The organism is Verrucomicrobiota bacterium, from assembly GCA_038744685.1.
GTDB lineage: Bacteria > Verrucomicrobiota > Verrucomicrobiia > Opitutales > Puniceicoccaceae > Puniceicoccus.
The window spans coordinates 18,807-32,157 of sequence record JBCDMB010000033.1; the positions used below are offsets into that span (position 1 = coordinate 18,807).

The 13,351-nt window shown below is 52.0% G+C and carries 5 protein-coding genes; 1 reads left to right on the forward strand and 4 read right to left on the reverse strand.

What is annotated here, in order from left to right:
- Window positions 1-49: 49 nt before the first annotated feature.
- Complete coding sequence (locus tag AAGJ81_14245) at window positions 50-1,972, reverse strand: long-chain fatty acid--CoA ligase (protein MEM0967303.1); 1,923 nt, start codon at window positions 1,970-1,972, stop codon at window positions 50-52.
- Between the two features lie 245 nt (window positions 1,973-2,217).
- Here AAGJ81_14245 and AAGJ81_14250 point away from each other — a divergent pair, with 245 nt between their 5' ends.
- Window positions 2,218-2,634, forward strand: a complete 417-nt coding sequence (locus AAGJ81_14250) for a hypothetical protein (protein MEM0967304.1) — start codon at window positions 2,218-2,220, stop codon at window positions 2,632-2,634.
- Between the two features lie 181 nt (window positions 2,635-2,815).
- Here AAGJ81_14250 and AAGJ81_14255 read toward each other — a convergent pair whose 3' ends face one another.
- The 3 genes from AAGJ81_14255 to AAGJ81_14265 form a co-directional block, all read right to left on the reverse strand.
- Window positions 2,816-3,145: a hypothetical protein gene (locus tag AAGJ81_14255; protein ID MEM0967305.1), complete on the reverse strand. Its 330-nt coding sequence runs from the start codon at window positions 3,143-3,145 to the stop codon at window positions 2,816-2,818.
- Between the two features lie 357 nt (window positions 3,146-3,502).
- Window positions 3,503-12,157: an RHS repeat-associated core domain-containing protein gene (locus AAGJ81_14260; protein MEM0967306.1), complete on the reverse strand. Its 8,655-nt coding sequence runs from the start codon at window positions 12,155-12,157 to the stop codon at window positions 3,503-3,505.
- Window positions 12,154-13,351, reverse strand: a 1,198-nt coding sequence (locus AAGJ81_14265; GenBank protein MEM0967307.1) for a hypothetical protein, incomplete at its 5' end; no start/stop codon positions are given. The genes AAGJ81_14260 and AAGJ81_14265, both read right to left, overlap by 4 nt.

Consider the following 13,351-nt stretch of genomic DNA (forward strand, 5'->3'; position numbering starts at 1 on the left):
TTTAGAAGATTATGATTAAGAGCACGATTAGGATTAGGATCGGTCACCCTCATTGTTCCAACATCTCCTCGATCAACTCTGCGTAACGCTCTTGGATCACGTGGCGTTTCAGCTTGAAGAGATTGGTAAGCTCTATCCCCACTTCGAGTGGCTTTTCCAAAAAGCGGAAATCCTGAACCACTTCGAATCGTTTGAACTCGGATGGATCGCTCATCGCACTGCGGATCTCGACAGTGATCCTTTCCCTAAGCGCCGGCAGACGCACCAGCTCAGCCAGTGTCCGTGCGGAAAACCCGTCGTCGTGACAAGCCTTCAAGTCCGGGAGAATCAAAGCACCGAGAAACTTTGCGTCCTGGCCGACCACTACGCATTCCGCGATTAAAGGATTCAACTTCAGGTGCAACTCGATGTGCTCGGGTTCCACGTTCTCGCCGTTACTCAGGACGATCGTCGACTTGCAGCGACCAAGGATTTTGAGACAGTCGTTGAAAGTCATCATTCCCAGATCGCCAGTCCGGAACCAGCCGTCCTCGCTCAGAACTTCTCCCGTCGTTTCGGAGTCCTTGTAATATCCCTTCATCACCTGAGGACCTCGCACCTGAATTTCTCCCCGGAGCCCCCTACCCGCGTCCGATTGACTGTCGTTCGGATAAACCACTTCGCTGGTTTCCAAGTCCACTATCCGCAGTTCGGTTTCAGGAACGAGCGGACCTACCGTGCCGCACACCAAACGATCGGGAGTCCTCACTGCAAGAACGGGAGACGTTTCGGTCAGCCCATAGCCTTCTAAAACCGGGATACCAATCGAATTGAAGAATCGATCAATTTCAGGAGAAAGAGCTCCTCCCCCTGAAATCGTCCCTTTGATGGAACCTCCAGCCTTCTGGCGAACGGCCTCCAAAACCGCTGCATTGAAAAAGCCATACCAAGGAAGGACCAACACCCATTTCAGTACCGCCCAGACCTTCCGCAGAATAACATGCGCGGAAGATACCTGCTGCATACGAAGATCCTGATCGCGCAGAACGAAAAGCGCGTCGCGGTAATGAACCCCCAAAAACACCCCGATATGGAACAAGGCCCGACGAATTGGATGAGACTTTTTGACCGCAGAGAGGATACGGCTATGCAAACTCTCCCACAACCGGGGTGCGGAGCCCATGAACGTAGGCTCTACCTGTTTGAGGTCCTCTCCAAAATAACGTGCGCTGGTGTAATAGGTGCAGGCACCGTGGCTGATGGTGTAAATCTCCAGCATCCGTTCGAAAATGTGCCAGACCGGTAGAATTGAGAGAGCGCGGTCCGTGCACGAAAACTGCAATGGAACATAATCCACTTGCGACATGATATTGGCCTGCGTGAGCATCACACCCTTCGGCTTACCTGTGGTTCCCGAAGTGTAGATGAGCGAAAACAGGTCGTCTCGTTGAACGCCTACAGCACGTTCATCCACCTGGTTTGAACCATTTTCCAGGTGCTCACGTCCGAGTGCCTCAACCTCGTCCAAGCGGCGGACACCTTCCGGTGAATCCTGATTGGTATCGAGCTGGATCAAGGTTTGCAAATCCGGCATCTCCGAACGCAACTCCTGACACCTGCGGGCCATTCGTGAATTCTCGACAAAAGCCGTCTTCATCCCTGAGTGATTGACGATGTGCACCAGCTCGGTATCCGTCAGATCGACCCCGCGCGGCGTGTTTACCGCACCAGAGAGCTGGATGCCTGCATCGGAGAGAATCCACTCGACGCGATTGTCACTAAAAAGACCGACCGGCTCTCGGGCGGCGACCCCAAGAGCAATCAAACCTTCCCCAATAGCCCGCCCCCGTTCGTAGAGGCTCTGAAACGTGAGAGGTTTCCAGGAAAGATCCTTCTGGCGGGTCGCGAAAGCAGGCAGCACCCCAAATCGCTCCGCTGCGAGTCGGTAAAGATCGGCCAAGTGATCGGCCCGAACCCGGGTTGATCCTTCCATTTCTAAAAAGCGGAACAGACAACACAGATGTGGTCAACGTTACCCGTGGGACAAAACCGGTTCATCTGACTTCTATCGAGAGTAAGTCACTTACGCTTCAGATCTGTGAGTGATTTGTTAGCAGGTTCTTACCTTGAGTCTACCGAAATGCTCGCTATCAAACAAGCTTGATGAGATTGTCGTTCACTCGTCATTTCTAAATTCGGTATTCTAACCAAAGATCATCCACCAAAGACCAAAAAAAAATGAATGTGCGAACCAGGGCTGCGTCTATCGCCACTCTTGCCGGGGCTTCAAGCGCTCACGGAATCATTGTTACCAATACCGATCTTGGGTTGAGCGGATTTACCGTCGGAGACGACGGGAGCACCTTTGTCTCTTGGGACATCGACGATACCGGTAGCTCGGAGTTGTTCGTAGTGGATGAAATTCCCTACATCAATTTTACTAACGCAAGCAATGACTTTAGGGTGCGGGTAACTGGCAATTCCTTGCTCAATCTTGGCGAGGACAACTACGTAAACACAGGAAACTTCAAGAATAATGGAATTTCTAGTATCCTCAAGGACGGCGACATCGACAAAGCGGTTGGTTTCGCCAGTGGCGAGAGTGGATACATCGGGTTCAGCTTTAACTCAGGAGGCTCAACAGTGTTTGGCTGAGCGGAAGTCATCTTAACCGAAGGAAGTAGAGGAGCCCTGGAAGTGTTGCAATGGGCTTACGACGACTCCGGTTCAGACATCCGAACCGGCGTGATCCCTGAACCGGAAACGGCGGCAATCGGTCTGGGCGCTCTCGCGCTTGGTGCCGCAGGTCTCCGCCGGATGCGGAAGCTCAAGTCATCTAGAAGTTGAAGACTTCGGTCCAATCACGGATCGAAGACAACGGAGCTCCCGAGCCGCCCCCGCTCCCCGCGCCCGGCCCCCACTTCCGCACGCGAACTCGCACAACGCCCTTTATGTCAAAACCCGCCCCTTCCGAACGAAGCTTGCGAGTGGCAGGAAGGTCCAAGGCGGGATTGGACATAAAGCCGTTGTGCGAAAGGCGCGGGCCATACCCGCTAATCCAAGGGCCGGGCGCGGAGAGCGGGGGCTGTTCGGGAGCGGACGATACGCGCCTGGAGTCGCCTGGAGTCGCCTGGAGTCGGATCGGGTCAGGGATCGGGAGATTCACTTTTTCAAGATTTCGTGGCCTGACCCTTTCCAGCGATTTTTGACCCTGTGCGGTTTTTCGCATCACCTTCAGAATCCTTCAGCACTATACAATTAGGCCAGAGCAATCTTTGAGTAAATAAAATCACTGTCCAAAGGATGATTGATATCATCAAGTTTTCTCGAACGTTTCGCAGGGTCCCTTTCTGTAACTCAAAAATCATTGAGTTTGTGTTATGCGTGGCCCCCGTTAATCTGTATTGAAGCCAGTCCGCTTGGTAAGATAAAAAACCGATTAAGCCATTCCCTGCGAGGATTGTAAAGTAGGCCGCAAGTGAATACAAGAAAACGCTCAAAAGCACGCGAGTGGTTCCAAAAATCATTCAGAGTTCTCTGACGGATCGAAGATAGATGAGACAAAGTCAATAGTCGACTCGACAAAATCCGATACGGCACTCTTGATCTTATCAGTTCCAATCCTGTTAAAAGCGTTGTCAGGAGAGAGATGATCAGTCGGATCCTTCGATTCGAGTTTGTCGATCGAATCAGCAGCAACGCCCGGCGTATCGATACTCGGGGTAATAAGGCTTACCGGGAACCCCGGTTCGGTATCGATTTTTTCGCCCGAAGCAAGTTCCCAGATATCTCTAGCGGATGTAGTGCAATTAGGCATCGGTGCATCTGTTCCGGCAATCGTCACCGTTTCCTGATTATAAACAAATGGATCAGTTTCCACGAAAGACCTGATCTCATCCCATTTCTCTTGGGACACGATAGTATACCGTGATGACTCAGGAAGTTGTCTCTGAGGATCTTGGAAAATCCTATCAGTTCTGAACTGTCCGTCTTCGACATTAGTTGCAACCTCATTCCAACGTTGAGCATTCGATGCATCTCCGTCAGGAAACGCATGTATCGTAGTCATAGATGCGGCACTTCCTTTCTGCACTGAGTATGCAGAGTTCCAAGTATGACCCTCGTATTCCAAACTACCTTCCGCTGTTGTTGATGAATGAATCCCAATAACCCAATCGTCGAGTCCAAACGGATCAAACTTGGTCCAGGGGTTCTGGACGACGTATGTATAGACGTTTGGGCCGTCGACGAAGCCGAGTGGATCGCGGGTGATGAAGCTTCCGGTTTCCAGGTCGCGGTAGCGGAAGCCTTCGTTGAGGAGTCCGGTCGGGTCTTCATCTTTCGTATTGGCCTGCTGGGGATCAGGATTTGTGCCCCACTCCTCCGAGGTGGGCGTATCGCCGTGTTTCCCGAAGGCTTCGTAGGCGGCTTGATAAGTGAGGACGCCTGACGTGTCGGTCGCGGCAACTACGTCGCCCCGCGAGTTGTAGTGCTTGAAGGACGGCGTGCCAGAGCGGAGGCTGTAGAGCAGGCCTCCAATCCCGCCTCCGTAGTCCGAACCGCGGATGTATTCCGCATCCGGTGTGGCACTGACTGTATCGATGTGCTCCTGAACGGAAAGACCATGAGAGAAGGAAAGAAGATGAAGGTCACGGCCTGCGACCGCACTCTCATCGCGTACTACCCGACGGGTACGGTGGTCATAGGCATACTTGTAAAGACCCGTATCACTGTCACCTGTCTGGTAGTTGAGCGACACCAGGCGGTTCTCATAGTCATAGGTATAGGTATCCGTTTCGGAACCTTCGGTGCGGGTGGCGCGGTTGCCGTTGGCATCGTAGGTAAAGGTGATGGTATTGGACCTCTCAGTAAAGGAAACGAGTTGGTTGCTGTTGCCACCGCTGGCGACGGAGCCGTCCCCATATTGATAGTTTGTGACCTCCTCGGGAGCACTCCCTACCGTTACGCCCTTGCGGGTGCGGTTATTGCCGTCGTCATAGTCATAGTCGGTGACCTTGGTCGTGCCTTCCGAAAGAATTGTCTCAGTGTCAAGGCGATAGGTTCTATCGTATGCGTTCGTCACCTCCCGGTAGGCAAGGTTTCCTTCTGGATAAGCTTCGACAATCCGAGCTAGGTTCCCTGCGGCATCGTGATCATAAGTGTAAGAGGCAAACGGATTGCTCGCACCACTGGCGATATTCGTCGAAGTTTTCTTCCGACCGAGAAGATCGTAGGTGCATTCCACGATCACCCCATTGGCCAAGTCCTTTTGGACGATGTTACCAGCTAGATCATAGTGGTAACCAGTTACCCGACCACCCTCGGTCATCGTATCCAATCGGTTCAGCGCATCGTAGGTGGAGACGATCTGGCGAGTAGTCAGACCGTAGGTCGTCGTCCGCAAATTTCCTGCTTTGTCGTAAGTATACCCGTGGGAAACCCCTGCCGAGGTCTCCGAGGTGATGCGGTTCAGATAATCGTAATCGTTGACGACGGCTCGGACATCAAATGGGTCCTCCGGGTAGGAAACCGTCTCAATGTTGCCATTTTCATCGTAACCGTAGGTGCGGTTGTCCTGGGAACGGCCTGTGTAGAGCACCTGTTCGAGACGGTGAAGATGATCATAAAGATACTGGGTAACTTGATCCTTTTCATCCGTCCTCCCAGTCATCACAACAGCGTCATAGGTGTTTGTCTTCGTGCGCTGGAGCTGAGAACCAAAGTCCCAAATCGTTCGGGTATTCCGAGCCAAGCCGTCGTAACGGAACGCGGTTTGCGCTCCTTCCCCGTCTGTGACAAGGGTTTGGTTACCGGAGTCATCGTATTCGTAGCGAACGACAATGTCACCGGGAAGGGGATTAGCCGAGTTGGGAGAGGGCTGCCCGTTAACCGGATTCGTGGCCGTGGCAACGAGACGGTTGAGGTCATCGTAGGAATTGGTTGTCCGGTTGCCGGCGAAGTCAGTGACCGAGGTGATATTACCGTTCTTGTCGTAGAGAGTGCTCGATGTAAGGGTCTGGTCGCCGACAAGGCCAAACACAGGAACGGACGAGACTTCGACCTCAAAGGGGCGGTCAGCAAAATCGTATTCAGTAACGGTAGAAAGAAAACGAGGATCTACGGTCCGTATCACATTGCCCACGCCGTCGTAGTAGGTCTGCGTGAGAGGACGGGACGAGGCATTGTTAGGATGCGAGGCATCAACGACCTCCGGAGCAAACTCCTGCACTGGGCGGTTCCGTGCGTCGTAGGTAAAGTCCCATCGCTGGCCACGCGGATTGATAGTGGCCTCTACGTTTCCGGCTGCATCGTAAATCGTCTCGGTAACGGGAGATCCGATAAGACCATCTCCGGCGGGCTGGCGGTTGATCTGACCGGTGACGGGATCGGATTGCCAAACTTTGACCGGACGGGCGGCACCATCGTACTCGGTCTCGGTATAACCGCCTCTGGGATCGGTGACCCTCCAGGCTAAACCAGTGCTGGAAAAGTCAGTGTGAGTGGTGATCGCATCTGCAGTCCCAAAGGCATCGGTGACTTTGATCACGCGCCCGAGGCCATCGCGCTCGCTACGGGTGACTTTGCTACGAGGATCCGTGACGGTGGAAACTAGACTTTCTTTCCCGAACGAATCGATCGTGCCGTAATCAGTAATAGTGGTCGCGAAATTGCCTGGGGAGTATTCGCTACTGCCGTAGACTTTCCGGTAGTCGGCGTCATAACGATGATGGCTCTCGAGGGTAAGTAAGCCAGAGGTCGAAAGCACTGCATCGTGCCGGACAATGCGAGTAGGCTTGAAGCCTTCGGAAGCGAAGGCGCTGGCTCCCGGATTATACTGCAGCTCGTAGAAAAATTCGGTATGGGTTTTTTCCGAGGAGCTTGCCGACGGGTTGTCCCAGTTGACATAGGTTGCCTCGACTCGCTGGAGATCATCATACTCGTGACGGGTGACAATGCCTCGCGGATCGGTTACCCTTGAGAGCGAACTAACGGCATTGTATGCCAATTGCGTTCTAATGTCGGCAGGCGTGTAGCTACCGCGGTTGTCTTCCAAAAGAATCTGCGGCGCTGTTTCTGCGGGCAAGTTAGGTAGACCAAAGCCATCCATGTCCTGAATGACCCCAGTGCGGCGATTGAGGGCATCGTGGTGATATAAAGTATAGCGACCCTCTTCGTCGACGACACAGGCAAGGTTGCCACGGGCATCATAAAGTCGGCGGACATGAGTGATCCCTACGTCGGAACTCGTACCCGCTGCCGGATAAGAAGTCTTAACGAGGCGGTTGAGCGAGTCGTAGGTGAATACGGTTAGGTTGTCTCGCGGATCAAGAATCGATGTGCGGTTATTATTGAGGTCGTAATTATATTCGGTAGTCAGAGACAGACCGCCGGGATCGACGATCTCCTTCCACAACCTTCCACGCGAATCCGGCTCGTACTCGGTAACCAAATCTTGCTCCCAGGATTGGCCGCTGACATTGGCAAAGGCAACCACCCGTTTCTCTCTCATGAAACCTTCAAAGCCAGCTGTAGTATCAAAGACATAGCGTTCCTCAAGAAGCTTCGTTCCCGACTCATCGAGAATCGTCATATCCTTTCGTCTACCCATCTCGTCCACGTCCCATTGAGTCACCGTTCCATGAACATCTTCCACTCGTGACATTACGCGCCAAGGGCCATACTGATAGGTTTCCACGCGGCCCAAGGCGTCGGTTTTAGAGGTGGGGTCCGACCACCGGGTCATAAAAGTAGGTTCCGACTCAATGACGGGAACCTCGGTCTCGGGAGGAATCGCGTCTTCGAAGGACCAAGTGGTGGTATTCCCCGACAGGTCTGTCATTGAGGACAAGGCTAGGCCTGACGGCAAATCGAATACGAAAGTCTCCGAACCGACGTCGCTATGCTCAATGGTCATCGTGGTGTAGTAAATCATCCAGTCAGTGGAGACCGGAACCACTCCAAAGGACCCCTTTGTATCTACGTCGACGATTTCGCCATGGATTCCCTCAAAGCGGTAGCGGGTCTCATTGCCGAGCGTATCGGTAACGACTGTTCCCGAACTCGCACTGAATTCCGGACCAAATATCGTTTCAGACTCCGGCGTCTTCGCGAAGGTGCTCGTGCCCTCTTCTCCTGGGAGAACAACAGATCTCACTTGTCGGGGAAGGCCGTATTGGTCTCTAAACTCGCCTTCGAACGAAGAATCACCAAATCCGTTCATTTCCTGTAGCTGTGAAATTACGCAGCTTTGAACATCTCCTGGCAACTCATTGAACTCTCCTGAAGATACTCCAATCCGAAAGGTCCCAATACCAATTTGGGAGCTTTCGACCCAATACGCCTTCGTCCGGTCAAAACCATATTCAAAATTATACGTGTTGCCTCGTTTATCCGTAACCGATGAAAGGTTCGCATGATAATGCCAAGTGATCTTGCCATCCGAACCGACTTCCTCGTCAACTGCTACTTCGTAGCCATAACTACGCTCGGTTCCATCCGAAAATTGCACGGCGTCAAGAGTGCCATAATCATAGATGATTCCGTCGCTCGAAATAAGGCCTCCATCTCCCGGTGCAGATACCTGATTGACTGAATAGATGAATTCGGTCGTTTCTCCGCGGGCATCAGTTATCGACTCCACGCGGCGACCATCTTCGCTTCGAACAATAACAAGCCATTGATCATCCCGGTCCACTGCTTCAATGAGTTCCGGTATCAATGACACTCGGGAAGAACCATAATCATACAGAATCCGATTTCCGTAGCGGTCCTCGACTTCCTCTAACCTCCAATAGGTGCTGCGACGAAGTGCTCCACCCGCAATCCGATCCGACGAATACATAAACCAGGCATCGCACGGCCGGTAGGTCAGCTTGGTGCCAAACTTCTTGATCAAAACCAAGTCGTCGCCTTCACGAACCAATTGGTTCAACCAAGTCTTTTTATCGACCCGAGAAGAGGGCCATGGAAAAAACTCTTGCTGGTTCGCCGTACCAAAACGCTGGCTACGGCCTCCCTCATCGACCACCGTGACCGAAATCGGATCCGAGGTAAAATCCTCGAGAGTTTCTGTAATCTCAATGTAGGCGCAGAGATTGGAAGTCCAGCCGACGCCGAAAGGAAGCGTCAAACTCTCGATTGGGCGTAATCCGTTGCGATTACTCCATCCAGTTTCACGCACGGAAGCGTTTGCCTCCAGCACGAGATCGCTGGCTGCCAAAGGAACGTAAGCATAGGAGGTATCGTGACGGAGGCTAAGGTCAAATGCGTCAACGTATGTCTCCTCCTGATAGCTTTCGGTCTCGTCCTCCTGCTCGGGCTTCTCATCAGGTGCCGGTCGTCCATTTAAATACACCTTGCGATACCTGGGACCCACTGCGTCACTCCCCGAGAAACTTTGGGAGAAACCGCTGCTTGCCGAAGTGATCGGGACCAAATAGGTCCTCTTGTCGACCCAATACTCATCGGGTTGATCGTCCATTTCAAACTCTCCTTGCATTCCGTCCGGATCGCAGAGGAGAAATCCCGAAGTCTGATCAAAAACCAGGGAGTAATCGTAATCCGGGAAACCATCACCTTCGCCGTTGGTAGACACATGTGAGATTGAGACTTCCCAAATCCGGTCGGTGGGCAAAACGAGTCCGAAGTCCTCAACTTCGCCAAAAGTTCTATTCCTAACGGATTTCGAGTTGTTAAAATTCAGCCTCCATCTTTCGGACTCGGAACCCGAATGATCACCCATGCCACCCAAGACGTTTTTTACACCAACTTTTGCACCGCCACCCAGAAAGTCCAAGCGTCCAATAGGTTCCATATCAGCGTCGTCAAGGGGCGGACCATAGAAATCTTCAGGGTTAAAAGGCACACTTCCAGGATCATTTGGATTGGCTCCGGCGAGAACCTCTGCCCCATCGGATATACCATCTCCATCGGTGTCTTCCAAATCGGGATCTGTCCCATGGATGAGTTCTTCTAATGCGTCTAGCCCGTCACCATCATGGTCCTCTTCGATATCGTTGAAAACCAACGGATCCAGATAAATACTGTTGTATTCGAAACCGTCCGGCAGGAGATCACCATCCGTGTCGAAGTTGTTTGGGTCACTTCCAATAGAAATCTCGACCAGATCAGTCAGTCCATCCCTGTCGGAATCCAAGAATTCGTAGATATCACCAGTATTTTTAATAGGAGAAGTAGTTGGATCACGTGGGTTGGTTCCCGCTAAAAATTCTTCATAATTTGAAAACCCATCGCCGTCGATGTCGCCATTCCTACCTTTTGGCGTGTTGATTCTATTTTCGTTGTAGAAATCCAGATCATTCTGTGCGGCCCATACGGCTTCAGGGTCTGAGCTAAAGACGTTTGCTGGGTCAAATTCGCTGTGGGATGTTATCCACCCGACTCCTCGAAACTGCGCCATGAGACCTACGCCCCTTGACAATGACACTTCGTTGATCAGGGTTGGCAACAGCCGCACCTCATAGATATTGTAAGGATTTTGACTATAGTCAGGAGAGACACGGTCCACCCCTTCAATCCAACCATAACCAGCGTCCACAGTAGATGCAATCAACTGATTGCCATAAGAAAATGAACTGTCACCCGGAACAGTTAATCCGTAATAAACAGCCCGCGGTGCTTCGAAATAGTCTGGCCGCATCTCTTTCGGTCCGGTTACCCAGCCCTTCCCAGCAGATTTAGCCGAAGAAGTATTCAATTTGAAAATATGATCGTCAACCAACGCGGTATGCGTCCCGACAAACACTTCCTGAGACGGTACCGAAAAATCGGCTTGGATCGTCTGAGGGCCTGTAATCCAACCTCTTCCAACACGACCTAGCTCGGCTCCTGAAGAACTCGTCGTGTAAACGAACACCTGATCATGAGGAGGAGTTGACCACAGTCTCTTGAAGTAAAGTACCTTTGACTGCTCATTGAAATCAGGTAGGAACTCCGAACTAGAAATAGCCCAGCCTTTTCCGACTTCCACCCTAGGAAGTGAAACTTGATTTGCTTTACCAAACCTGTAGTCAGTCCCCCACGCAGTCGAAGGTCCGTAATAAATGACTTCTGACTGAGCTGTAGGTGGGTTCTCATTTTCAGGCGGTGTAAAGGGCCCCCATGCTAGAGGTCTACTCTCAGGATCGTTAGGGTCCGTACCGTGAATTACTATCTCTATTCGATCATTGAAGCCATCGGTATCAGAGTGCTTCTCCAGAGGGTCGGTGCCGAAGAGGTTCACCTCGGAGCCATCAAAGAGGCCGTCACCATCTGAATCAATGTCATGAGGATCCGTTCCCAGAGAAACCTCATCCCCGTCGGACAGACCGTCGCTGTCAGTATCGGTGTTGTTTGGATCTGTTCCGGACAAATACTCCTGATCGTCGTTGAGACCGTCCTCATCGGTGTCGATTAGACGGTTGTCCTCACCAACAACGAGGTCATTGGCCAGTTCCCAATCATCCGGAATACCGTCGAGATCGATATCAGAATTATCATTGGGGTTCGTTCCCTGTTCGAACTCAATCCTGTTCGTAACAGAATCTCCATCAAAATCACCTTCTCCGCTCTCAGAGAGGTTCCCAAAATTCAGAATCTCCCAGTCGTCTGGAAGGTCATCGAAATCCCCATCAACAGCGGATGTTGGATCAGTTCCCAACAAAAACTCATCGAGATTACTTACTAAATCTCTGTCATTATCACGCCGTCCATTATATCTAAGGTTCCCAAAATAATAATACTCCCAGGAATCAGCAAGTCCGTCCTGATCCGAATCGGGGTCTGGGTTGAGGGTGAATACTTCAACGTTGCTCCAGCCATCATCACCCGAGGATCGGGCTCTAAAATGGTAGACACCCGCAGATTCAGTGTAAAAGACGTATGTAAAGAGATGGCCCCCGTCCACATCGGACCACACCAACTCACCATCAATCATTGATCCGATCTGCCAATACACCGGGCAATCGGGATGAAGTCCATTCGCCGTCAGCTCGGCGGCGGGCAATAGGTCTTCGTCCACTCCAATAACGACGCTTGCATCCAACTGGCCTTCGCTCTCTCCAATCATTGAAATCGACTCCAATTGGCAGTGACCGTCGGGGATACCAAATGCCCGTGAGCCCGTGATGACGAGTAGCCAACAAAGCCAGAGGCCAGATCGGCTAGGTATAGTATTCATCCTCTCATCAGTCCCCTATCCATTTCGAGTGCCTGCAACTGAGACTCAAGATAGCTCTCCGTATACCCCTCCCGGTCTCCCAAAACTGCCGCCGGCATATTCCATCCCCACAAGACCAATGCTGCTCGAGAATCAAACTCCCACTCCCAAGCGTAGGCAGGATTCCCCCCAACACATTGCCGACACGACAATGCATGAGACTGAGAGAGGGGCATATCCGACTGGACGAGCGCTTCAACCATCAACCAGTAATACGCCTCTGAACTAGATCTCGAGGTTGGTGCCTCTTCAACAAGAAACGCCGCGAGACTCTTCGCTCTCGCCAATTTCTTGTTACGAGCAAACAGAGATACGAAAGGTCCTCCGACGAGTGCCTTCCCTCCTGCAGGAACTCTTTCGTCGGCGAGGACCGCCTCCATCATCTCCAACGCTTTTCTTCGCTGCCCCCAATGAAAATGACTGCGGGCAACCAGAGAGAGGTACTCCCAATACTTGTTCCCGGTTTTCCTTAGCCGATCTGAAACCGGACTCACATAGCGATTGTAGATCGAAATGAGTTCTCCACCCTGCTGAAAGTCGTAGTATTGCCGTCTCGCCAACGGAAGTAAGATGGCGATCATTGAACCAGGAGAAGACTCGACTCTCAACTGTTCAACCGCCAGTTCCGTGCTGCGTGCCATCAAATCATTCCGTAAACCAGCAAAGTGGCTCTTTGGCAGATGGCGCGCAAAATCGAGAAGTTCTCGAAAATCATCGCTTCCGCTTACCATTTCCTCGACTACGGGACTCAGCTCTTCCACCGTGAATCCAAATCCGTTTTTTTCTACGAGACTCATCCAGCGGGAGAACCCTTGCAGACGAAACCTCTTTGGAATCTCTACAGTTTCGAAAAAGCGTCGATAGGCAGATGTAGCCTCGTAGGCGTTGCCCAACTCATTCTCCATGCGGGCAAAGGCCCAGAGTCCCTGCCCCCACGTCTTTTCCTGGGGTGAAAAAGTTTCGAGGTTCTTCAAAAGGAGCTCCCGGGAAACATCAAAAAACTTCGCTTTCGATGCAGCCAACGCCATCGAATGAACCACCTGTCCCGAAGATTTCCGACCCCACTTTCGGGAGATTCTGCTCACGAGGCGGGGAACATCGGACTCCATCCCGAGGCGAAGCCCTGAAACCAACCAGATCCCTGCGACGTGTCTC

Excerpts from the sequence above, each read along its gene's own strand:
- AAGJ81_14245 (MEM0967303.1), bottom strand. The coding sequence starts at position 1,972 with ATGGAAGGATCAACCCGGGTTCGGGCCGATCACTTGGCCGATCTTTAC.
- AAGJ81_14250 (MEM0967304.1), top strand. The coding sequence starts at position 2,218 with ATGAATGTGCGAACCAGGGCTGCGTCTATCGCCACTCTTGCCGGGGCT.
- AAGJ81_14260 (MEM0967306.1), bottom strand. The coding sequence starts at position 12,157 with ATGAATACTATACCTAGCCGATCTGGCCTCTGGCTTTGTTGGCTACTC.